Below are 23,930 nucleotides of genomic sequence, written 5' to 3'. Positions count from 1 at the left end.
GTATAAGAAAGGAGATGATAGGGAAAATATTCGGTATATAATAGGATCATCTAAATCTGACCCATTGCCTTTTTTATCCTCTTTATCTTCAACCTCATTATCAGGGGTTCGGTATATTCTATGTGCTGCAAGCACTTTTAGAAAAAATGCTCAAAATTACTAGTACGTCGCTATATCTTACAAATGGCAGTGCACAGATAATAATCCTGTACCTTAGTGGGAAATGAGTGCATGATGCAATACTCCAAAGATAGGATATAACTCTTCTGGAACCACCTCTGAGAAGGAAGAGCGCATTGATCACGATGGCCTATCTCCCCTTCCATCGCATTAAGTAGAGAATGCTGCGTACTCGAGCTTTTTACTGAGGAAGATCTACATACACCACAACGTGTCATCGCATTCTTTTAAGCTTTCTTGGAAATAATACAAGTTAGTATGGCCAGCGTTTGTGAATGTTTGGGGTTCCTTTAAAGAGTTCAATGCAATGTACGGTAGTAAAATATAATGAGATCTTATCTTTGCGAAGAAGATTACGATAAAATATATATAAAGCTATTCCGTGATAGTGCTTTTTCAGTGCCTCTTACATTAAGATTCTCTTCCTGATATCAGAAGTGAAACATAGCACTTTGGCATCATCGGAGATATCAATCTATAGGAAATGCTGCTAGGAGAATAGACTAATCTGCATTGAACATGCCTTGATTCCAGCATCTAAGAAAGACAGATTAAAGTGCTTTGTTTTATATCCCAGGCGGATGTGTGTTACCTTTGTAAATTTCAATACAGCATGAGGTGAAGGTTATTACTTTACATAGCTATGAGCTCTAGATAAGTTACTCATATATGTGCGGCTGCTAAAGTTTTAATCATATTCAAGGATGTTTATCACAATTTGATGTAGTGCAATTGTTTTATGGCATTTCTCAACCGTTATATCATGTAAACAACATCTCCGTCTGTAAGTGCTTGAGACAATAGTACAGTTAGTCTATGTGCTACCTCTTCTCTTCATTGCTCCATGGTAAAACAAACTCATTTTGTATACTTGTATTATTAGTGAGATAGAATAGTTTTTTGGTATAGATCTTAGTATTTTCCCCAGATTATCTGGTATTGAGTTTGAGACATTCATGCGTTGAGATGGAGTTTACAGGGTTAAAGAACATATATACTTTAATCTACCAAAAATTTTCTCTGGTTGCTATATGAATACTGCACATCAGATATAGGCTTTACCTATGTAAACAGATGTCAGAAATCTGCAAAAATCCTGCTATGGAAAAAAACTATTTACACAATAAAACCCAGTTGCATCTCAACGGCAACAAGAGTCCTCAAAGCAAATCTACCAAAGCGACCTCAGAGCATACAAAATTTTTCCCTATATGCCATTAGAAAATATACGTAAAAAAAACGGTGTAACTATGCATGTACCCTGAAGAGTTTTATGTACTATACATATCATTATCAAGCTGAAAGTATATTTTTTCGTTATTAGAGAATATTCAGAGGTTTTGAGGATGTTATAATGCAATACATCACCTCGATAAACTTGTTGTTCAGTATGTAAATTTAGGATTTCTTTTATCCGCAGGATTGATGAATTTAAAACTGCTTTATGTATCCACAGCAGTGCAAGCAGGAATGAGTCTATACTATTGATTAGCTGGATATTGCTTTGGGGAGTATGCATGTTTTTTCTACATACATGATTATGAACTTGTGGAGTGATAGCAAGTAGTATGGTAAGGAACTTAAACCTGATTGAAGTTGCGTTGGACAAGAGTAGCCAATGGGGATTATTCGTGAGGTGCGCTATTCCTTGTGTTATTCGCTATATAACAAGCAGCCTTTTTTCTTTCCCTATAGCCATCAACAAGCCCTTATTTATAGCCTATCTATATTTTTCTTTGCCGTAATGAGCGTTATCAAAGCTGCTATCGAATAAGTCTCTACGGTATAATCAAATTAGAGCGTATAATGCAATCTTTACAGGATGCTTTATAAACGCACTTCCAATGCCGCGTGATTTCACTGCTATATGATACTTTGCTCTGTGATGTGTGTTGATTAGGCTGCTATATGGTGTTAGGGTATCTTTTTCTTGCAAATTGGATTGGAAAGGCAAGAGAGTGATAAATGGATAGACCATCTAGTTTTTTCTGCTATCGTGAAAAACCAAATTTTCTTCGCGAAGGCCCCAAAAGAAGAATAGCTGAGAAGGGACGACGAGAGGTTTTTTTCGTAGGTTTATGTCTAGACTGCAAATCCTTCAGGATGCCCTTAACAATGAGGTTACTACAAAACATAATAGGAAAAAGAAGCATCAGCAGGAATTTGAGAAGCATCTTCAAAAAGGACATAGCAGAGGTTCTCTTTTTCCCTTTAGGTACACGCCCAAATCTGGCAGCGTCCTTCTCATTAGAAGATTTGGTTTGTCCCGCCCTCTGAACAGGATCCATACCATGAGCTATAGTAACCTTGCGCATCCGTTGTATTACTGCAGAAACTCCGCGTTGCTGCTCCGTTAGCCTAAGGACAAAACTTGTATTAGTAGGCTTTTGAAAAGCTATGTTACAGCGATATTGTTGAGCATTACGCTCCCTTTTTTTAATTTTCTCACGTTCTGTATAAGATAATGCCGTACTGCTTAAAGGCGTTCTTTTCTTCTTAAAAGACTTGTGCTGCTCTAGATATCCAGGTAATTGCTTTTGTACTCTTTTACGCTGCAATGCTAAACGTAGTACCTGCTTGTGCAGAGAGAAGGAGCTGCTGAGCATTGTGGGGATATCTAATGGATAATCGCTTGTTGTATTCTAAGCAGGATATGTGAATACTAAGTTAATTCTATTAAGAACTTAATATTATTAATTGAGATCTAAACCAAGATCATACTCTCTAATTTTTTCAGCAATATTTGAGAAATTTATTGTGTATTTGAGTGTAGAGCTTACTTCTAATACCTGTGTTTTGCAGGTAGTTTTTGTGATATGGGGAAGGATATACAGAGGTTTTCCCTAATAATGCAAAGAGTTGTTCCAGTGCATTTTATTGTTTTAGCCGGTATTCCACTTTAGTGCCTGGGCACTTATGCCAGAGATTATGATGACCTAATCGGGAGTATTTTGAAGGAAAATATGTGGGGAAATAAACTCCGGCATCAGTAAGGTTTTGGTCACAACGAGCTTAATGGGCACGGTATTCGGAATCTGGCAAAGAGAATGTTGTGATATTACGAATGCTAAAATCACGGCAAATGCTATGGTGAGATCAATGCTACTCAAGAGAGAAGCAAGATATTTATGGGATATATGCGGGTATACGTAACGGGATGCACTTTCTCCTGTATGATGGTACTCATGTTCTAAAATGTAATTTACTTGTTTTGAGATTTTTCCATATCTAAGGCAATGGGATGCGCAGTGCTGAAATTATAAAGAATTGAGTTTCGATAAGTAGAAAAGACTTATAAATAGTGTGCATACATGTTGAGGCTCTATAAGTTCGGTTTTCAGGGGATATTAGAGTTGATTAATAGGAGAATAAGTACCTTACTTCTAGCTATAGGATGAGTGAATAGACAATAGAGGGAATGCAGCACGGGGTATGTTCAGCAAATTTTAATGTAGAACCTAGAAGGCAATATGCTATTTAACATCTTCGAAGCAAGCTAAGGATAGATGGTAGTAAACCAGGGATACTAGAAATACATAGAAAGTGTACCGCAGATCTATAAGCATGAGTTCTTATCTATACAAGGGAAAACATGTCATGACCTGGAAAATTCTTTTATTCTATAGATCGTTCAGTAAAAAGATGCTCTCCTAAAAACGGGTGGAATGATATCTAGCATGGTTATTATAGCTTATATTGCTGCTGTAAAAATCCTGATAGCTGTAAAAATCCTGATAGAAGAGTTTTGAGAAAACGCTCTTCAAAACTTATAGAATAATATTTTAGATGGCTGCAGCAGATTATATTCCTGCTACAAAAAGTTTTACAGAAGGCTTTTGTAAATGGATGTAAGAACCTCTATATATCTCAGAGATCGGGATAGCAATATTCAATTGTTATCTAAAGGGGAAACCACGCTATTGACGCATATATCCATGCGTTATCTTCTAATAAAGGAGAATTACTCCTTTTCAATGCAATGATTTGAAGATACCGGACTGGGTGACTGGGTGACTGGGTGACTGGGTGACTGGGTGACTGGGTGACTGGGTGACTGGGTGACTGGGTGACTGGGTGACTGGGTGACTGGGTGACTGGGTGACTGGGTGACTGGGTGACTGGGTGACTGGGTGACTGGGTGACTGGGTGACTGGGTGACTGGGTGACTGGGTGACTGGGTGACTGGGTGACTGGGTGACTGGGTGACTGGGTGACTGGGTGACTGGGTGACTGGGTGACTGGGTGACTGGGTGACTGGGTGACTGGGTGACTGGGTGACTGGGTGACTGGGTGACTGGGTGACTGGGTGACTGGGTGACTGGGTGACTGGGTGACTGGGTGACTGGGTGACTGGGTGACTGGGATTTTTTCTTTTTTTAATGGGAGTACTGGTATTGGGAAATGTCTTTATAGAAGTGTTAGAAGGTTTCAGATTGATGGACGTCAGGGTTAGTTAGAGATTAATGATATGTTTTTTAATATGTATTACGATGCGTATTCATGGCATCATATAGGCTGATTAAAAACTTTGTTTTTATCCCAAGGTACAATCTAGCCATATTCTGTAGGCATATAGAAGAAGAGCCGAAATACGTGATTTAATGCAATGTTTTGGATAGAGCAATCCCGCAGGGACAGAAAGTACGCATACAGTAATAGTAAGGTCTGATGAAAAAGGAAAGCTGCGTGATATGCAACACCATGCAGACCTTGATTAACACACGAAAGATCTTCTAATAACGCAGTTTTTTCATACGTATCATTCACCAAGTTTTTGTACTCTTACGGCATGTCTTCCCCCTAAGAACGCCGTTGTCATGAACGTGTATAATACGGACTGTGCAGTATCAGGATCTATATAACGAGAGCCAAAACACAGAACATTCGCATCATTGTGTTCTCTAGAAAGCTTTGCAAGCATGGTAGAAGAACAAAGAGCGGCTCTAATATTTTTATGACGGTTGGCTGCTATACTCATGCCTATACCCGTTCCGCATATCAAAACTCCAAAACTCGTATCTGATACTTCTCTTACAACGTCATGTACGTAATCTGGGTAGTCTACGGAATGCTCTTTAGGATCGCAACCGCAGTCAAAAACTTCGCAACCTAAGTCTCTTAGATACGCGCTAAGAAACAATCTGAGTTCTACGCCAGCATGATCAGAGGAGAGAAAAACCCTTTTTACCACTAACACTTTATTATCTATTGATAATATAACCTTACTGAAAAACACATATTACAACTCCTGATGGAGCGTTCAAATAATATAAAGCCAAAATAGCTTATAGACCATACTTTATTTATTTTACATCCTATATTTTTTGTTTACAGCTTGTCTCCAAAAGTGTATTACTGTCGCGAGGCACTCGCTTTGGTAGTCTGCAATAAGAGGTGTATAAGTGGATATGGCCTCCTATTGTTTACGGGGTAGATAGTCGTAGCGTTCGCCTTGGTTTTTAGCTTATCATAGGTTAGTTTTGCTAGGATGGTACTATGGATAGGGGTGATGCCGACTCTGTAATAGAGTCTACTTTGAGCCGTTTGGATGTTACGAAAACATATGCTGAGTCTTTCAAGCATGATGTTGCAAAAGCATTCCAGTCTGGTGCTATAAGCGAGAAGCAGTACCAGCGTATGAACGGGTATATAGAGAATTTTTTGGGTAAGATCTCTGTATACGAGGATATTTTTGAGCGTATAAGGGGTGCTCGCCTTTTGGCAAGTAGTCCGATGTGCTATACGAGCGAGAAGGGGAGTTGATGCGAGACTCTTCTCCCGCTCCCATGCGGTAACCCATTTTAGATTCACGCCCAAGAAATAGAAGGCGGATATATGCGTCAATGGCGTAGTTTCTTCTTTTAGAGTATGGGCGTTCGCTCTGCTTCGTGCAGTTGACTGTTAAGGACATAGGATATCTCTAATAGCAGGTTTTAGACGTTCTTTCCTGCATCTTGCTCACTATATAGTGGATGTATAGCCCATTGTTGGTAGCGTTTGCACAGGATAGACCATTTTCGAGTGTGACAGTTACGCCAATGTATGCTTCGATGTCTTTTAGCGTACGATTTGCACAAATAGTGCTTCTATGCAACGTACATTTGCAACATTATTTTACAACATTATTTGCTGTCCTTTATATGTGATGATTATATCGCATAGCAAACTGCACAGGTGTTGCCACCTCGGACATGATACCCAGGTAAACGCTACTGTATTAAGTATTTGGGATATCACCGAACCTAGCTGGACCATTTCAAACTTGAAGGTGACGCTCCAGATAGCAGGTGAGATCTCTGCGCAATATATAATTATGTATATCGCTTACATATGTGGTTTTGTAATACGTTATTTAAAGCCATTTGAACATGGCAGATGTTTCAGCTATGCGGCAACCTAGTAATGCTACCTAACTCTAGTGTAATAGTAGATAATCGACGTGGTATTTTCGATGTTGTTAGATCTTTTTCAAGCGTGACAATTATATTGCACAGCAAACCGCACAAGTGTTGCCATTTTGGGTATATAACCCATACAAGATGTGATCTGTCCTGTAGCATATGAGCAGCACATTTTTTACATGATGTAGTGGCTCCTATTCTAGCTTTGCAAATGTACTATAACAGCCAGTAGTAGACGTCTACCATTCAAGAGGGGAGCTATATCTAATTGGAGTTATGGTATGTTATAAGGAGTATCTGTTATGCAGTGCGCATCCCTCAAATTTATAGTACAAAATAATCATATGTTGCACCATTCTCAAACATAAACTCATATAAGTAGCTCCATAGTAAATTACTTAAGGCACTTATTACATTTCACGCACAAATATCACTAGCTTCATTGAACAAGCTTTAAAGCCAGAAAGTATACGGCACCATAGATACCATAGAAGGTGCTGGTACAGATACTCATTTTGCCTGAAAAGCACACGAGACAGAGAAGACATATTTTTCCAAAACTTTTCCAACTCCTAGGGCTATACAATACAAAGGATTTGCTGCTAAGGTGACTGTAAGCCCGTTGCCTCTGTGAGTATTATCTCGCTTGGTGGAATAGTATATTCACGCTCTTTGAGGAGTGGAGGTGATTTGATGGACGAGGCGATCATTGCCTATACAAGAAAGAATCACAACCCACTTATTGGAGATGCTGCTGCAGAGAAAGTAAAAAAGAACATAGGCGCAGCGCGAATTCCTGAAGAAGGATCTGGAGATAGTACCGTCGTTAAGGGACGGGATCTGACAAACTGGTGTACCTCGTGAAATTACTCTAACAGAGAAGGAAGTTGCTGAAAGCCTTATGGAATAGTAGATACCATAATTACGGCCATAAAGCTTGCTTTAGAGTGTTCTCCTCCGGAAATATCTGCCGATATAGTTGATCAGGTAATTGCACTGACTGGCGGAGCTAGTATGCTGAAAAACTTATAGATGTAATAGCCACTTCAGTTATGCCACCACCTATATCTACTATCATCTACCCTTCTGGATTAGATACGGGTAAGTCTGCGCCTATAGCAGCTGCCGTCAGTTCTTCAATAAAATAAACAGTGCCTTCCCATGCGCACAACGCAGCGCCTTCGTTTTTTACTCGTATTATCGCCTATGTTTTTTACTTTCTATACCGGCGCTTCACAGATAACGACTTTGCTTCTTAATTTTGTACCAAAACTAAGTATGTAATGTAACGAAGGCTATTGCATAATCACCATCATCGCTCATAGAAAGCTTTACATGACCATTGCGCAGAGCACCGCCCTCAAGTGAAATCATGGGCTGGCCATAAGGATCGTTATGCACAGATATATCCTTAGCCTCTACTCCGCGACCAAAACCCAAACCTAGCGCCTTTACATACGCTTCCTTAGCAGCAAACCTCTTGGCAAAATGTCTTGCACGAGCATACTCATCCCGATACTTCAGAGAATCCAGTATTTCTTTCTCAGAAAATATTCTATTGGTGAACTTGTTCCCATACTTCGCAATTAAAGCTTGTATCCTTCTCGTGCATACTAAATCTACACCTATGCCCAGTATCATACGCTAATCCTAGAAACTACATCATCAACAGAAAGGAGCTCTATATCACCAGTTGCACGATTTTTTAACTCTAATACACCATCCTTGATAAAGGAGTTTCCCACAATCACTTGCCAAGGCAAACCTATGAGGTCCATTCTCGACAACTTTACCCCAGGAGTATCATCTCTATCGTCATATAAAGAATCATTAGGGAGCACGGAATGTATGCGTTCTGATACTCTTTTGCACTCTTCATTCTTCGAAAAAAGATTGACAATACCAACCTTAAACGGCGCAACAGACAGGGGCCACTTGATTCCCGCATCATCATGAAACACCTCTATTAGTGCCCCAATTAGCCTCGAAATTCCGATGCCGTAGCAACCCATCTTTACATGTGTACCACTATGCCCATCAGTATTACAGAACTTCACATTCATTGTTCTAGAATAACGATCATCAAGATAAAAAATGTGTCCTACTTCTATACCACGCGCAGTTTTTAAGTCTTCAGGAGCAATACCGCAACTTTTTTCGTCATGCATATCATCGGTTGCGGCATATACCTCTTTCAATTCTTCAATGCCATAATCATTCATCTCCGACAACTCTAGTGCCCGCTCGTCATAGTAGACAGTGCTTTCTCCCGTAGGAGTCAAAACATGAAATTCATGGCTTACACTTCCGCCTATAGCACCCATATCAGCTTTTAATGCTATAGTCTGCAGATTCATTCTTTTAAAAGCTTTCCTATATGCCCGGAATACTGCATCATAGGTTTTCATAGCCTTCTCAAAGTCGGTATTGAAGCTATACGCATCCATCATTAAAAACTCTCTGCTACGGAGTATGCCATTTCTAGGGCGTAACTCATCGCGGAATTTCCACTGAATCTGATATAAATTTACTGGCAGATCTCTATAGCTTTTTAATGAAGACCTAACCAAATCAGTAACAACTTCCTCATGCGTAGGGCCTAAAACCATTTCTCTGCCGCCACGATCATGAATACGGATCAATTCCTGACCGTAAGAATCGTATCTTTGTGATTCTTTCCACAAATCTGCAGGCTGCATAGTAGGCATTAAGATCTCTGAAAAGCCTACTGCATTTATTTCCTCACGGATGATATTTTCCACCTTTCTCAGCACCATTAAGCCTAATGGTAGCAAAGTATAGATGCCAGAAGCAGTCTGCGATACAATACCAGCACGAATGGAATATTTATGAGATGCAGAAACGACATCCGATGACACGTTCTTAACAGTAGGAGAATAAAACTCCGACAGACGCATGGAAGAATCGAGATTGACTTTATGGCATCAGTCTACGAGACAATAAAATAGGAGTCAAGATAAATCACCCACAGCTTGCTATAGAGAATAAGGGAAGTATAAATAGATTTATTACGCTTAATTTTTTGATATGCCCCCATTGATATTTTATCATATTGATTTCGAGGAGCGCTGTTTATTGTATAGCGGGCATTATTATGAAAAAGCGTGTGTGCTTAAAAAGCCATTATCTAGAGAGATAATAACCTAATTGCAGCATAAATTATTGCAGCAACTATACAAGTCCTAAATAGGCATGTGATGTATGTGCCTTAAAAATAAATACACTTATATACCAACATACACGTAATACCTTATTTGTTGAGTAATTTGCGAGCGCGTATTTTCAGAAAAAAAAGTGCTATAAGCATATAAAAAGCATCCAGTAAAACATGCTATAAGTCCTCAATTGGTGCTGTATTGCACTCATTATGAGAAATAAAATTCCTATAAAGAAAAGCAGCGTGAATTCCGCCACAGGGTAAAAAGTAGAACCTGCTACGTAAGCCTAAATACATGCAAATCTTTGAAACGTCAAAATAGGTGAAATTCCTGAACAGTATGTTCGCAAGGCTACTACGTACTGTCCACAGTAGTATTCTCTTAAATCACTAGCAGCAATGCACAGGACGTCTTCTGTATTTAATCTTAGATCCAAGCACACACTGCACTGTTGCGCTGCACTCAATATAACAACACTGCCTTTTAGAGGCGCGTATAAAGCGCAATGGGAATCTACTGACGATAAAGAAAATCTTCAATAATCGATATTGCAGAGAGCGCAGCTTTATATCTTAAATCTTGCTGAGAAGAGGTAGTGATATCGGCATCAGGATATACATGCCCTCGAAGCATGTTAATAGCTAAAGCTTCTGGGTGATCTTGGAAGAGTATGTTTCCATGAACATCTTCCACTGCTTCTATTATGCCATCATCAGAAAATCCGACAATCTTATACCCGAGATCCTCAAGCTTTTTAACATTCTCAGGATCATTACTTACGACTCCCCCATGAGCATCAGGGAAAAACAGGGAATACCATCCATTTGTATCAGGCTCCACATGCTTAGACACTATAGAAGCCAACCTACTACCTGGCACAATTCTTAACCTGTGTAGAACAACATCCTTATGATGCGGATCTGGCATAGATACTGCATGTACAGCCGCAGATTCATGCGAACCAAGCAACTTGTAAACTCGGATAACCTTAATGCCCATAGCATGCATAACTCCCTGCAATCCACCGCAAACGCCCATAAGCTTTATAGCAGGATTTTCATGCACTATCTCAGCAATGGCGGCAGTAACCAATTGTCTATTAGGAGTCGGCGCATATGGCTCAGCATCTACATTATAGTAGTTTCCAGGTATAAAAACTCTGTCTATTTCGTTTTCCTTCAGAAAAGACAGTATCCCTTCTTTTATCATTCGTGCTTCTAAGTCATGAATCTTAGAAATATCCCCATGTGCCTCTTCCAAAGCACTTTGTCGTATAAGTTCAAAATCTAGTACCTTGTTATAATCCAAGCGAATAACTTTTGCACCAAGTCCGGTAAAGAGCTCATATATATTATGGGAAAAAGTAAGTTCCTCTGGATAGGTTTCCTCTGCTGTCTGCAAAAATCCTACGACTACCTGTTGTGCTTGTTGCTGAAAAACAACACTAGCGGCCATACATGTTGTGTTAATAACACAAACTACGGTGGAGAGGAGTAAGACAAACGAACGAAAGCAAACACTCATGGTACACACCTAAAATCTGGGGAAATGTGGCCCGGGTCGGAATTGAACCAACGCACAAGGATTTTCAGTCCTCTGCTCTACCACTGAGCTACCAGGCCTGGTAAAAACGCAGAGCAATGACTACACGACTCTGCACGAGATCAGAGGTATATTATATGCTCAAGCATCAGCATTCAAGAAAAATAAACTTGAAAAATAGGTAGATAATTCTTTTATCATCCTGGATAATAGTAACTCTGTGGAGTTAAAGCCGTGACTAAGAGATTAGGGATATATCCCGGGACTTTTGATCCCATAACTTTTGGACATATAGATATAATCAAGAGAGCATGTACTCTTGTTGATGAGTTGGTTATTGGTGTAGCAAGGAGTGTACAGAAGAGCACTATTTTTTCAGCAGAATTGCGTGCCGAAATGATACAGCGCGAGATGCACGTTTTGGAATGCAAGAGCGTTGTGAAGGTTGAGGTTTTCGATGGTTTGTTAACTGCGTTTGCCAAACAAAAAAAGGCTCTAATGATCATTAGAGGGTTACGTGCAGTTACAGATTTTGATTATGAATTTCAGATGAGCTGGATAAATTACAAATTGACACCAGGTATCGAGACTGTTTTCCTCCCCGCGGCAGAGGAGACTCAGTTTATCTCTTCGAGTTTTGTCAAGGAAGTTGCAAGATTAGGAGGAGATGTGAGTGTATTTGTGCCACATAATGTTCATGAGCACCTGAGAGATTTCTATAATAATTCTTCTGCGAAGTAAGTAATAGTATCTAGAATAACAACACTATTTTTTCAGCAGAATTGCGTGCCGAAATGATACAGCGCGAGATGCACGTTTTGGAATGCAAGAGCGTTGTGAAGGTTGAGGTTTTCGATGGTTTGTTAACTGCGTTTGCCAAACAAAAAAAGGCTTTAATGATCATTAGAGGGTTACGTGCAGTTACAGATTTTGATTATGAATTTCAGATGAGCTGGATAAATTACAACCAGGTATCGAGACTATTTTCTTACCCATAGCAGAGGAGACTCAGTTTATCTCTTCGAGTTTTGTCAAGGAAGTTGCAAGATTAGGAGGAGATGTGAGTGTATTTGTGCCACATAATGTTCATGAGCACCTAAGAGATTGCTAAATAGCCGCCTTCTTGAGCTCGTAATTTTGCTAAGCGCAGAGTGTGTTGTCTTAAAAGCCAAGAGAAGTATGAAAAGCTATAGCAGTAGCAGGGATGTTTAAGAAAATATATATTGTGGTTCTATACGTGAATAAGCACCTGAGAGATTTCTACAAAAGAAAGTCCTCCTGGCATTGGTAATTTTTTGCTGAGCAGCGAATACGCATAAGGAAACGATAACTGTAAATTTCTTAAGACGCAGAGGAAATGCACTATTATAATGCAGTGTTTACAGGCACTGTCGCATCTCGATCAATCTCGCCATGCTATAAATCCTTTTGCGGAACAAAGCCCTGATATTGTCTGTCATGTTTCTGACGCTGTTACAAAACTAGTAGATGCAATTGCAATACTAAGTAGAGCAAATGCATATGTCACTACGGGTAAGGTAGAAGAAAGCGCGGCTACAACCGATACAAAACGTCGTATCGAGAGATACATTAATACGTCGTGCTGCGCTATTAGCTCAATGTCAGACGCGTCAATAAGTCAATTAGTGACTGAATCTAATGGAAGATGCACAGAGCCTGAAATACGAACAATGGCATATCATCTCTTAACGGAGGCCGCTTATATCTCTAGCTTACGCGATGAAGAGCAGGAAACCAATCGTAAAAGTGCCTTACACGCCTTCTCTACAGCAGCATCTATACTACAATGTATGGTTGGGCATCCTGTACTCAACAGCACTGATACTCAATTGTGCAAAATAGTACAGAACGTGCCTTAGAAGAACACGAACGCAATGCAGCTGGTGTGTGCATCAATGATAATGTCTTTGGAAGCGGTTGTAACCTTTCCCAATGCTTTTAGAAGCTGTGTCTACCATGTACGCAGTGCACACTTCTTTCAATACAATACCAACAGTAATAGAAGGTGATATTGAGAACTGTAAGCGCACTGTTTTGGGTGTCGGAGCAAAATTACAAGCAGCACTATCTGTACTTCGTGGCAGAAGTCTCAATGAGGTTAAATCTCTGGGAGATGCAAATGTTTTTTCTCATATAACAGGGCTACTAGCTGATGCTAAACTGTTACTTGAAGCTATAGATGTGAGTTCATTACCAAACCCAGAACTGCATGGGGAGTTATTGAATAATGTTAGGAAGACACTGTGCGAAGCAGCAGCAGTATGCGTAAAGCAGCAGTGCATGGGAAATCCTGAGTATGGCGTTCCTGTAGAATTTGATTGTGCTAATCCTAGAGCGTGGGGCTTCTCATCTACTAAATTTGCAGCTTATAAATATTTACAACGAATCACCACAACAAAAACGCGCAGGTGGCCATGGAAGACTTCGCAAATAAATAATTGCTAACTAAGATTTGAGCCAGTATGAGTAGTTGCACACCTGAGCACCCGTTATCTTACAAAAAAATACATAGGAAATAAATAAGACATGCTAACGGTAGCTCCTCCTAAGATTTAAGTTATCCTATCTAGAACGCAGCAACATTGTACGAGTGGCAGCAGCAGCTCATTACTCAATAGAAAACAACGTGCAGGTAGCTAGAGTAGACGTTCAGCACGCTATGCTTAATTTCAATACTGAAGCTTCACTATATAAATGCAAACAACATCTTATGACTGGCTTCAGCAACTTACTATTTATAATACCCCTTATAGAAAACACTAAAGGACATACCAGCACGCTAATGGTGGCTGATCAAACTTTAGTATAAAGTACCCATTACAAAACAGCTGTAACATCTAGTGTCTAGCGCAATATCTGACTAAGAGGTATAACTCAAGAAGACATTTACTACGCTAATAGTGGCACTAAGACTTTAAGCTACTAAAAACGGTAGTGACATCCTATGACCAGCTGTATAACAACTCACTGCTCAATACCTGATGAAAACACACCACTACGCTAATTGTGGTAGTAAAGTACATATATAAAACGGCTACAACACCTTGAGGCTAGCTCAATATCTGACTCCTATGACTTACTCTTCAATACCTGAACGGAAATACGAATGCAATTTAGAGAATATACCCATTATGACAATGGAGACTACTCTGGTCTTCAGTTACTTAAAAAGGCAGTAAAACCCTACTACTACCTACCACAAGCTTACTACTCGATGCCTTTCTCTGCTAGATACTTTTCCGCATCCAATGCAGCCATACATCCCGAACCTGCAGCCACCACAGCTTGACGATATACTTTATCGCATACATCTCCAGCAGCAAATATGCCAGGACAGCTAGTGATAGTAGTACCAGGCGCAGTGATCACATAACCTTCATCATCAAGATTCACCTTAGCACCTAGCATATTCTTCAAAACCTGCGTGTTAGGTGTATGCCCTATGGCAACAAATACTCCCCCAACGTCTAGCAAGCTCTCTGTACTATCCACCGTAGACTGCAAAAGCAAAGAGGTTACTTTTTTACCCTCAGAATCACCCAAAATTTCCTTTACAACGCTGTTCCAGATAACTTCAATCTTACTGTTACTAAACAACCTTTGCTGCATTACAGCCTCAGCACGCAGTTTATCTCTTCTGTGAATGAGGAATACCTTCTTAGAACTTCTGGTAAGATATAGTGCTTCCTCAACAGCTGTATTTCCACCACCGATTACTGCAACAACTTCATCTTTAAAAAAGGCCCCGTCACAAGTAGCACACGCAGAAACACCCTTACTTTTAAAATTTTGCTCACTTTCGAGACCTAACCACTTAGCTTGCGCACCAGTGGCCACTATTATACTGTATGCTTGCAGCGTTTCCCCAAACATACTGGTGCACTTAAATGGATAAACGCTAGCGTCTATCTCACTTATCTCGTCCGTAAGTAAAGTAGCCCCGCTTTTTACCGCTTGCTCCTGCATATACTCCATTAGCTTAGGGCCTTCTATAGCCGAGAAGCCTGGATAATTCTCAACATCAGTGGTAATAGTCAGCTGTCCACCGGGTTGCATTCCGGTCACTAAAACGGGATTCAGATTAGCTCTGCCAGCATAGATGGCAGCAGTACAACCTGCTGCCCCTGAACCTAGAATCAGAACTTTAACTGCATCTTTATGCACTTCTGACATCACTATTAGCTCAGACTATCTATATGAGATTGAAGGTAGTGTTCTACCCCTTGTTGAGTCGCCTCCATAGCGACCTTTCCTTTTGACCAACCTGCAGGACATACCTCTCCATGCTTTTTGTGATGCTCGATCGCATCTATTATTCTGAGGAACTCATCAACATTCCTTCCAATAGGGAGGTCATTTATGGATTGATGACGAACGACAAAATTTTCATCGATAATAATGGTGCCGCGCAGGGATACCTTACCTGCGAATAGCATACCATAACTCTCCGATATGCTATGAGAATCATCCGCTACTAGGGGGAAACTTACCATCCCTATACCACCTTTTTCTAAAGGTGTGTTACGCCAATGAGAGTGCGCGAACTCGGAGTCTGTGCTGATCGCTATGACTTCGGCGTTTTGCTCACTGAATTGAGGTATTCTGCTATGCAGAGACAGTATCTCAGTCGGACACACGAATGTAAAGTCACGAGGGTAGAAGAACAACACTGCATATTTTCCAGCGACGTGCTTACTAAGCGTAAGATCACACATCTTACCATCAGACATAACGGCACGTGCAGTAAAGTCTATGGCCGGCTTTGTTACCAAATTCATAAGGCGTCTCACAAAAAAAACTTGGAACAGTATACAAAATATTACTAGATCAACAATGTGTTTTTTGGAACATAAAACGTAGCATGCTGACATTTGTATTCCAGGTTAGCAGCGTATAAGTAGTACCAATGCTACTAACGGTAGTTTAAAACTTGTAGAAGTGAAATAGTAAGGGTATAACGCTCACTGACACACGTAATTTTGGTGTATGCAGTGCTTTAGGTATTGCAAGTGTTCTGATTTAGAGTTAACGAGTTAGGTTAAGAATAGTGGCATCAGGAGTGATGCATTTCAATGGGGGATATGTATGCTAAGCGAAAGGATGAATTGTATCAAACCGTCACCTACCTTAGAGCTTTCTAGACTTACGTTAGAACTTAGGGCTCAAGGGCTTGACATAATATCTCTAGGTGCAGGGGAACCCGACTTTGATACTCCAGATCATGTAAAGGATGCGGCGATTGCTGCCATTAATGCAGGAAAAACTAAATACACTCCAGTGGAAGGTATTCCCGAATTGAAAGATTCCATTATTCGCAGTGTGCGTCGGGACTATGGTATAGACTACGTAGCAAATCAAGTATTAGTAGGGGCTGGGGCTAAGCAGTGCATATATAACCTGTTTATGGCTACCATAAACGAGGGAGATGAGGTTATTATTCCTGCGCCGTATTGGGTTTCGTATCCAGACATGGTAAAAATAGCAGGGGGAGCTCCAGTTATTGTAAATTGCGGTGACTATTTGAAGTTGACTCCAGAATTACTTCGTGGAGCAATAACCCCGAAGACTAAATGGCTCATTATTAACTCTCCGTCCAACCCTACCGGTGCAGTGTATAGTAGAGAAGAGTTAGCCGCTATAGCAGAGGTTTTAAAGCAGCATAAACATGTCTTAGTTATTACTGATGACATATACGCAAAGCTTGTCTATGATGCTGAGTTTTGCGGCATTCTGCAGGTAGAACCATCACTTTATGATAGAGTCTATATAGTTAATGGGGTCTCAAAAGCGTATTCCATGACAGGCTGGCGGATAGGGTACATATTAGGTAACGCGGAAGCTATAAAAGCGGTATCCACAATACAGTCTCAGAGTACAACTAATGCTAATTCCATAGCGCAGTATGCTGCAATAGCCGCGCTGGATGGTGATCAATCTTTTTTAGACACTAGAATTAAGGCATTTGCGCGTAGAAGGGATAGGGTTATGGATGCAGTGCTTTCTTCAGGAGTGTTGCAGGCAGATGTGCCACAAGGAGCCTTTTATGTGTTCATATCATGCGGTAATGCGATAGGTAAACACGCTCCTAAAGTTGGTGTGATAAACGACGGAAGTGATATGGCGAAGCATTTGCTAAATCATAGGGTGGCTGTAGTTCCTGGTGTTGCCTTTGGAGCTCCTAACTTTTTCCGTATTTCATATGCTCTCTCAGATGATAGGTTATCTGAAGCATGTGAGAGGATTTTGGAGGCTTGTTCGTACCTAAGCTAGCATTTGGTGTTAGGGGTTTAGAAAAAATTACTGAGTTGCAGATGTGGATCTTAAGTGCTCTGTGGTAGGGTAAGATTGAGCTTGGGGTAGAAGTCTTGCTGCTAGGTCTCTGCGGGTATGAGCCAGCCCGTTTAGCTATATGCGGCATTTCTTTTCCTTTGCGAGTATTACTACATTGCTTACAGAGTTGGTTTGTGTCCCCATATTCAATTCAAATTTTTGCGAGTTTAGCCTGGATATTGAGCTAGGCTTGGGGGTTTCTTCTTACTTCTTTGAATGAATTTTGCGGCCTTCAGGTTGAGGAATATGTGTACTCTCTCTTTTGGAAAGAAGGGAGTTTTGTTATATAGATGTAATTCCTAGGCAGTTTTCCAAGCGCTACGTAGCAAACAGAATTTCAGCAGGAGAAATTATTGCATTAAAGGGGTTCAAATACCAGTAAATTGGAAAGTAGTTTCAGTTTTATCTTGTATATAAAAAGCGTTATTTTTCTGGTATTTAGGCGATATAAACGAAATATCCTATAAAGTTCAAAAATATCAATAAAAGCCTATTGGATGGTGGTAATGCTATCTTCTGGCTTATAATAGTATGATATATAAAGTATGTTATAGGCATAAACTAAACTATTATATGAGTAATTAAGAAATTAAAGTGCGGAAATGCGCGGCTCATTTCAATTTCAGGCTGGTCAATGGTTGTTACTATCTTTTAAGTAATGCTTGTTACGATTTTTCAGAAGCTTTAGGTGTTATTTCTCCTACTAGCATAGGCTAAAGCAGTGATTTTTATTGAATAGGTTGTAAGGATTGATATGAGATATCTTATATTAACCGGAGTTTTCAACTTACAAGTATTATTCTTATCGTCTTATCATAAAAAGGAGATCAATGTACTTTTTTGTTAGGTATGATTGAAAATTATGATACTCGAGATAGATTTATAATGCTCTACTATAGCCTATTTTAATACTTATTACGTTTGAGCCGAACTTGTGGTGTGATTTGCATTGATAAAGTGATGGTTAAGGGGAATGGGTCGATTTTCATGACCTCAGTTTTAGGAGTTAGGTGTATGAGCGCTAGAAGTTGTAGGAAGCTGTTTTTAGGAAGTATAATGCTGTCTTTTGCGGTGCTAATGACTAGTCAGGAAGTCCAAGCTATGCATTCTGGACAGAATATTTCCGATATGGGAGAATCTAATTATTTCTATGTAGGATTAAATTATAGTCCAGTATTTAGCAAGATAAGAGATTTTACTATAAGTGAAAGCAGTGGAGAAACCAAGGCAGTATATCCATACCTAAGGGATGGGAAGAGCGTAAAATTAGAGACCAATAGATTTGATTGGAGTGTACCTGATCCGCAAATTAGGTTTAAGAACAGCGTGCTACTAGCTATGGAAGGAAGTATTGGCTATACCATGGGTGCTCTCAGATTTGAAGTTGAAGTTGGTTATGAGCGTTTTAAAATCAAAAGTCGCTACGGCAAGGGTATAAGAGGAGAGGAATCCGATACAATATATCTACTAGCTAAGGAGCTGGCTTATGATGTTGTTGCAAACAAAACTGACGCGCTTGCTGCCGCTCTTGCGAAAGTGAAAGGACAAGACATTGTTCATTTTGCCAATACTCTGAAGATTACTCATCCTTGGATTAATGAGCAAATTTGCAATAGAGGAAACGATCTTTTGGACAACGGTGGGCTCAAAGACAGTAAGAAAGGTTCTTGCAATAGTAAAGATAAAAAGGGCGGAAAGTTGGAGCAGAGCTTTACAGCGGCTTTAGGTGATCAAGGAGCGCAGAAGTGGCCTAAGATCAATAATGGAGGTAAAAAATTAACCGGTAAAAGCAACGGGAAGCCTTATGCGTTGGATGCATCAGCTACTGTAGCAGGGGATATCAGTGTTCTTGATAGGGAATCAAAAGTAATGGTGGCAGGTCTATTAGCCAGGACTATAGAAGGAAGTGAGATTGTAGAGATAAAAGCAATTTCTTCCACGTCTGTCATGCTTAACGCTTGTTATGATATTTTCAGTGAGGGGTTTGGTATTATGCCGTATACCTGCATTGGTCTTGGGAGTAACTTTGTTAGTATAGTTGATGGAAAAGTAACTCCGAAGTTATCTTACAAGTTAAAGGCAGGATTGAGTTATAAGTTCTCTCCTGAAGTTTCAGCATTTGCAGGAGGGTTTTATCAGCGTGTTGTTGGTGATGGAGAATATGTAGATCTTCCGGTAAAGCGCTTATCTTATGATCTTAGTCCTCAGGGACGTACAAAAGAAACGGCTGTTGCGAAATTCAGCATGAGTTATGTAGGTGGTGAATTTGGCATAAGGTTTGCTTTTTAGGGTGATTGGTGGATCTGGGGGGAGGTAGAGCCTCTGCCCTAGTTTTAGGAGTAAAGTACATGAGAGTTAGAAGTTATAGTAATCTGTTTTTAGCAGGAGTAATGGCATCCATAGTAGGAGTTACTGTTAGCAATGCCGCGAAAGCAGATCAAGATTATGGAGCTTCTTTAGATGCTAGGAGGTCTAGTCATTTTTACATAGGGTTAGATTATAGTCCGGCATTTAGTAAGATAAGAGATTTTAAGATAATAGAAAGTAGTGGTGAAACTGCGGCGGTATATCCGTATTTTGATGATGGGAGGAGCCATGCAATAGAATACAATAAATTTGATTGGAATACTCCAAATCCTCGTATAGGCTTTAAGGACAATACACTTTTAGCTATAGGTAGCAGTATAGGTTATGCTTTTTCTAGAGCTAGAGTTGAAGTTGAAGTTGGCTACGAGTCCTTTAAGATAAAGGATCGGGGTAAGGGTGGAAAAAAAGAGAAGGATGGAAGTGCGGTATATTTGCTCGCAAAGGAGCTTGCATATAGTGTAGCATCTAATCAACAGGATAAGCTTGCTGTAGCATTATCTAAGGTTAAAGGGAAAGATATTGTTAATTTTGCAAAAGCCCTAGAAAGTACTAGCCCCACTATTGGGGAAAAGGTTTGTCGAACGCGCAGTGGAAGTGGTGAGAAAAATTATGCTAGGTATGTAGAAAAAACCTCGAGGTCCAGTAATGATACTTCACTATGTGGAGATATTGGTGGAACCAGTGCTCATAATAGTCCAAGGGTGAATGTCTTTAAGGATTTTGCGGCTAAAACGCTAGGAGATGGTAGTAGGAACTGGCCAACATCTAGTGGGACTAAGAGTACGGAAAACGATAATGCGAACGCTGTAGCTGCAGATTTAGTTAAAAATCTCAATATGGAGGAGAAAGCCATAGTAGCTGGATTATTTTCAAGGACTATTGAAGGGGGTGAGGCCGCAAAGATTAGTGCTATTTCTACTACTTCTGTTATGCTGAATGTTTGTTATGATTTTTATGGAAAAGAGTCAAGTATTGCTCCTTACGCATGTGCAGGAATAGGTAGTAATTTCGTTGGTATAGTAGATAGCCATATCGTTCCTAAACTTGCTTATAAATTAAAAGCTGGTATAGGCTGTCAGATTTCTCCTGAAATTTCAATTTTTGCAGGTGGGTTTTATCATCGTATTTTAGGTAATGGGAGATATGCGGATCTTCCTGTAAAGCGCTTATTTTACGATGAAAGTCCAAAGGGGCGCACAAAAAATACCGCAGTTGCTAATTTCAGCATGAGTTATGCCGGTGGTGAGTTAGGTGTAAGGTTAGCCTTTTAATGTAATAGTAAAGGGGGATGGGTCTATTTACGTAAGGGCCCTTCAGTTTTAGGAGTTAGGTATATGAGCGCTAAAAATTATAATAACCTATTTTTAGGAAGCATAATGATGTCTCTTGCCGTGCTAATAACTTGTCAAGGAGCTCAAGCAAGGGATGCTGCGAAAAGTACTTTTGAGGTTGAGAAACCCCAGTATTTCTATATAGGATTGGATTACAGTCCAGCATTTAGCAACATAAGAAACTTCACTATACAGGAAAGCAACGGTGAAACTAAGGCGATATATCCGTACATTAGGGGAGATAAGGAGATAATACTGGATGCTAGTAGATTTGACTGGAATATGCCAAACCCGCGCATAGGCTTTAAAAACAGTACGCTTGTAGCTGTAGGAAGTAGTATTGGTTATGCTATGGGCAGTATGAGACTTGAAATTGAAGTTTCTCATGAGCGTTTTAAGAGCCGGGGGAGATATATTGGAAATGAAAGAGAAGAAGAATCTGATACAATATATCTCCTTGCGAAGGAGTTAGGACATAGCACAGTCACTGAAAAAACCGAAGATCTTGTATCAGCTTTGACAAAAGTAAAAGGTGAAGATATTGTGCGCCTCGCTAATGCCTTAGAGAAGACCCGTCCAGATATTGGTAGAAAGATCTGTAGGACTCGCAGTATTACTGGAGGTAAAAACTACGGTAAGTATAATAGATACACTTCGTGGCTCAAAGATACTAATAATCTCACAGCCTTATGTGGAGATATAGGAGGTAACAGCGATAAACATGAACATCACAACATGATTCAAAATTCTTTTAAGGACTTCGCGCGTGAAGCTCTGCTAGGTGGTAGCACAAACTGGCCAACAACAACTGGTGATAAGACACGGGGAAACGACAATGCAAAGGCATTAGCAAGAGACCTAATAACAGTCTTAAGCCGAGAAGAAAAGATAGCAGTTGCGGGATTAATGGTAAATACTATTGAAGGGGGTGAAGTAGTAGACATTGGTGAAATTTCTTCTACCTCCGTAATGGTAAATGTGTGTTACGATTTCTTGAGTAAAGAAGGATCTATAGTTCCCTATGGATGCATGGGATTAGGCAGTAATTTTGTGGGCATTGTCAAGGGACACTTTACTCCAAAGCCAGCTTATAGATTAAAGGCTGGTGTCAGTTATAAGCTTTTCTCTGGTGTTGATATCTTTGCGGCAGGGTTCTACCATAGGGTTTTTGGTAGCACCGAATATACAGACATTCCTGTAGAGTACTTGATAGATGATGTGAGTCCTTACGGACGTACTAAGGAGACTGCAATGGCTGATTTCAGAATGAGTTATGCTGGGGGTGAGTTTGGTATGAGATTTGCTTTTTAGCTGGGGTGATTGTTATAAGGAAAGTAATGGCATGGGTGGTAGCAGCGCGGGCGTTTATATTTAGCAGTGTTATGGGGGGAGAGACTCTGCTATAAAAGATGCACTTACTTGAGATTCATATAAAAAATGAATGTTGAGGACAATATATGCTACCAAACAGCCTAATAGTATGATAAGGATTGCATTCAATATATTATCTCTCTCATTATTAATGAGTAATACAATTGGTGACTGATAGCCCTTAATTTCTAACAACAATTCCAATTTGTTGCGATAAACTTCTTAAAGTTTCATATGATGGAAAAGGTAATTACATATATCACAAATTCTAGAGATAAATGATTGCGCAGCTGCCAATATACGTAGACAACAGAAGTAGGGGAGACTAGTGTTTGACATTATAGTGTGTCTAACGACGCCTTACCAAGATGTGTTACGTACTTTTTCTTTTTATGTCATGGCTGATGCTTAGATTATAGCAGTACGAAAGTAGGCATGAATATGATTTTTGCGGTATACCATGGGGCTTTCTTTCCTTCTTGAGAAGGGCTATTTAATTGAAGGCAACGCAGACGTCTTCGGTATGTACTATGCAGTAGTATCTGAAATATCTAATACTTTTAGTCTTTGGCACGTTACATAATGAATCTATAGCGTGGCAGTAGTGCTGCGCTATACAGATACGTACTAAAATTTGCACGAAAAGATACGCTTTCTATGTCTACGCTGGCAAGCTTCTCCAACACTGCTAAATCCCTTAACAGTGCTTTTGTATTGGTGCATCTGCAAGATATGTATTGGTGTTACATTTTGGAAGGCTATATGCATTATGTGCAGGTTTGTCCAGAGATAGAATATTTATGAGCATGCGCATGGAGGGCTCTTACGCATTGTTCTTGATATTAGGTTTTGTGAAGTTAAAGGGTTTGTATGATTGTTTTTAGAATAATATATAAAGTAGTAGAGGTCAGGGTTTAAGTAGCTTTTGTTGTTAGTATTTATGTGAAATGTTTCCCAGAAAATTATAAGAAGCATGAGTTTTATAGAAGATTATTAAGCAATCTGAATCTGAAAGAAGATCACAAGTTTATTCTAGAACGTTTTGGTTTTGAGATGATTCAATTCCTGCAACAACCTCCACAGCACCTCCTCGACATTCTCTAATAGTCTCTCAAGCGTCCATGGTGGTAAAAAAGTGCATGGGCTGAAATTTGAGTTTGATATGCTAGTATTAGGCGTGATTTTCTCCATAATGCCCGAGTATCTCG

The 23,930-nt window shown here is 39.9% G+C and carries 15 protein-coding genes, 1 tRNA gene and 2 pseudogenes; 10 read left to right on the top strand and 8 right to left on the bottom strand.

Annotated elements, in window-relative coordinates; genetic code table 11:
* Window positions 1–2,171: 2,171 nt before the first annotated feature.
* Both APHWEB_RS05835 and rpiB read right to left on the bottom strand, forming a co-directional pair.
* Window positions 2,172–2,738, bottom strand: a complete 567-nt coding sequence (locus APHWEB_RS05835; RefSeq protein WP_011450747.1) for a hypothetical protein — start codon at window positions 2,736–2,738, stop codon at window positions 2,172–2,174.
* 2,201 nt (window positions 2,739–4,939) lie between these two features.
* A complete protein-coding gene (gene rpiB / locus APHWEB_RS05150) occupies window positions 4,940–5,377 on the bottom strand; it encodes a ribose 5-phosphate isomerase B (protein WP_044108188.1) in 438 nt (145 codons plus the stop codon).
* 299 nt (window positions 5,378–5,676) lie between these two features.
* Here rpiB and APHWEB_RS05145 point away from each other — a divergent pair, with 299 nt between their 5' ends.
* A complete protein-coding gene (locus tag APHWEB_RS05145; protein ID WP_011450749.1) occupies window positions 5,677–5,943 on the top strand; it encodes a hypothetical protein in 267 nt (88 codons plus the stop codon).
* Between the two features lie 1,268 nt (window positions 5,944–7,211).
* Window positions 7,212–7,613 (top strand): annotated as a pseudogene (locus APHWEB_RS06100) (rod shape-determining protein).
* 240 nt (window positions 7,614–7,853) lie between these two features.
* On the opposite strand, the gene APHWEB_RS05135 reads toward APHWEB_RS06100, so the two are convergent.
* The 4 genes from APHWEB_RS05135 to APHWEB_RS05120 all read right to left on the bottom strand — a co-directional run bounded on the left by APHWEB_RS05135 (window position 7,854) and on the right by APHWEB_RS05120 (window position 11,382).
* Entirely contained in the window at window positions 7,854–8,222 is a 369-nt protein-coding gene (locus APHWEB_RS05135) for a holo-[acyl-carrier-protein] synthase (RefSeq protein ID WP_011450751.1), read from the bottom strand.
* Window positions 8,219–9,499: a proline--tRNA ligase gene (gene proS / locus APHWEB_RS05130; protein WP_020849311.1), complete on the bottom strand. Its 1,281-nt coding sequence runs from the start codon at window positions 9,497–9,499 to the stop codon at window positions 8,219–8,221. Before proS ends, APHWEB_RS05135 begins: the two co-directional genes overlap by 4 nt.
* Before the next feature lie 774 nt (window positions 9,500–10,273).
* Window positions 10,274–11,284, bottom strand: a complete 1,011-nt coding sequence (locus APHWEB_RS05125; RefSeq protein ID WP_011450753.1) for a gamma-glutamyl-gamma-aminobutyrate hydrolase family protein — start codon at window positions 11,282–11,284, stop codon at window positions 10,274–10,276.
* A 27-nt stretch (window positions 11,285–11,311) separates the two neighbouring features.
* Window positions 11,312–11,382, bottom strand: a tRNA-Phe gene (locus APHWEB_RS05120).
* Between the two features lie 154 nt (window positions 11,383–11,536).
* Between APHWEB_RS05120 and coaD (APHWEB_RS05115) the strand changes: the two genes are divergently transcribed.
* The 4 genes and pseudogenes from coaD (APHWEB_RS05115) to APHWEB_RS05100 all read left to right on the top strand — a co-directional run bounded on the left by coaD (APHWEB_RS05115) (window position 11,537) and on the right by APHWEB_RS05100 (window position 13,768).
* The gene (coaD, locus tag APHWEB_RS05115) at window positions 11,537–12,043 is read left to right on the top strand and encodes a pantetheine-phosphate adenylyltransferase (protein WP_011450754.1); all 507 of its coding nucleotides are present in this window, start codon (window positions 11,537–11,539) and stop codon (window positions 12,041–12,043) included.
* A 14-nt stretch (window positions 12,044–12,057) separates the two neighbouring features.
* Window positions 12,058–12,413, top strand: a pseudogene (coaD, locus tag APHWEB_RS06095) (pantetheine-phosphate adenylyltransferase); the annotation flags it as partial.
* A gap of 259 nt (window positions 12,414–12,672) precedes the next feature.
* Window positions 12,673–13,182 carry a hypothetical protein gene (locus APHWEB_RS05105; protein WP_011450756.1) on the top strand — a complete coding sequence of 170 codons (510 nt, stop codon included), beginning with the start codon at window positions 12,673–12,675 and terminating at the stop codon, window positions 13,180–13,182.
* A gap of 73 nt (window positions 13,183–13,255) precedes the next feature.
* On the top strand, window positions 13,256–13,768 hold the full coding sequence (locus APHWEB_RS05100; protein ID WP_045895574.1) for a hypothetical protein: 513 nt from the start codon (window positions 13,256–13,258) through the stop codon (window positions 13,766–13,768).
* 762 nt (window positions 13,769–14,530) lie between these two features.
* Here the strand turns inward: APHWEB_RS05100 and trxB are convergent.
* Together trxB and APHWEB_RS05085 are read right to left on the bottom strand one after the other, a co-directional pair.
* Window positions 14,531–15,496 (bottom strand): thioredoxin-disulfide reductase, encoded by a 966-nt coding sequence (gene trxB / locus APHWEB_RS05090; protein ID WP_011450761.1) that lies wholly within the window; start codon window positions 15,494–15,496, stop codon window positions 14,531–14,533.
* A 5-nt stretch (window positions 15,497–15,501) separates the two neighbouring features.
* Window positions 15,502–16,101 carry a peroxiredoxin gene (locus APHWEB_RS05085; RefSeq protein WP_044104249.1) on the bottom strand — a complete coding sequence of 200 codons (600 nt, stop codon included), beginning with the start codon at window positions 16,099–16,101 and terminating at the stop codon, window positions 15,502–15,504.
* A 301-nt stretch (window positions 16,102–16,402) separates the two neighbouring features.
* Between APHWEB_RS05085 and APHWEB_RS05080 the strand changes: the two genes are divergently transcribed.
* From APHWEB_RS05080 to APHWEB_RS05065, 4 genes are all read left to right on the top strand, one after another.
* Entirely contained in the window at window positions 16,403–17,593 is a 1,191-nt protein-coding gene (locus tag APHWEB_RS05080; RefSeq protein ID WP_101631098.1) for a pyridoxal phosphate-dependent aminotransferase, read from the top strand.
* Window positions 17,594–18,667: 1,074 nt separating this feature from the next.
* Window positions 18,668–19,942: a P44/Msp2 family outer membrane protein gene (locus APHWEB_RS05075; protein WP_021799048.1), complete on the top strand. Its 1,275-nt coding sequence runs from the start codon at window positions 18,668–18,670 to the stop codon at window positions 19,940–19,942.
* 8 nt (window positions 19,943–19,950) lie between these two features.
* Window positions 19,951–21,291, top strand: coding sequence for a P44/Msp2 family outer membrane protein (locus APHWEB_RS05070; RefSeq protein WP_020849314.1), 1,341 nt, complete (start codon window positions 19,951–19,953; stop codon window positions 21,289–21,291).
* A 63-nt stretch (window positions 21,292–21,354) separates the two neighbouring features.
* On the top strand, window positions 21,355–22,662 hold the full coding sequence (locus APHWEB_RS05065; protein ID WP_011450767.1) for a P44/Msp2 family outer membrane protein: 1,308 nt from the start codon (window positions 21,355–21,357) through the stop codon (window positions 22,660–22,662).
* Window positions 22,663–23,930: the final 1,268 nt, after the last annotated feature.

The sequence above is a fragment of the Anaplasma phagocytophilum str. Webster genome (assembly GCF_000964685.1).
GTDB classification, from domain to species: domain Bacteria; phylum Pseudomonadota; class Alphaproteobacteria; order Rickettsiales; family Anaplasmataceae; genus Anaplasma; species Anaplasma phagocytophilum.
Note: the sequence above shows the minus strand (reverse complement) of the source record. Positions and strands in the feature narration are given on the sequence as shown.

Bases quoted from the DNA above. Each gene is read 5' to 3' on its own strand.
- APHWEB_RS05145 (WP_011450749.1), top strand. From the start codon at position 5,677: ATGGATAGGGGTGATGCCGACTCTGTAATAGAGTCTACTTTGAGCCGT.
- APHWEB_RS05125 (WP_011450753.1), bottom strand. From the start codon at position 11,284: ATGAGTGTTTGCTTTCGTTCGTTTGTCTTACTCCTCTCCACCGTAGTT.
- trxB (WP_011450761.1), bottom strand. From the start codon at position 15,496: ATGTCAGAAGTGCATAAAGATGCAGTTAAAGTTCTGATTCTAGGTTCA.
- APHWEB_RS05065 (WP_011450767.1), top strand. From the start codon at position 21,355: ATGAGCGCTAAAAATTATAATAACCTATTTTTAGGAAGCATAATGATG.
- proS (WP_020849311.1), bottom strand. From the start codon at position 9,499: ATGCGTCTGTCGGAGTTTTATTCTCCTACTGTTAAGAACGTGTCATCG.
- APHWEB_RS05085 (WP_044104249.1), bottom strand. From the start codon at position 16,101: ATGAATTTGGTAACAAAGCCGGCCATAGACTTTACTGCACGTGCCGTT.
- APHWEB_RS05105 (WP_011450756.1), top strand. From the start codon at position 12,673: ATGCAGTGTTTACAGGCACTGTCGCATCTCGATCAATCTCGCCATGCT.
- APHWEB_RS05135 (WP_011450751.1), bottom strand. From the start codon at position 8,222: ATGATACTGGGCATAGGTGTAGATTTAGTATGCACGAGAAGGATACAA.
- APHWEB_RS05100 (WP_045895574.1), top strand. From the start codon at position 13,256: ATGCTTTTAGAAGCTGTGTCTACCATGTACGCAGTGCACACTTCTTTC.
- APHWEB_RS05075 (WP_021799048.1), top strand. From the start codon at position 18,668: ATGAGCGCTAGAAGTTGTAGGAAGCTGTTTTTAGGAAGTATAATGCTG.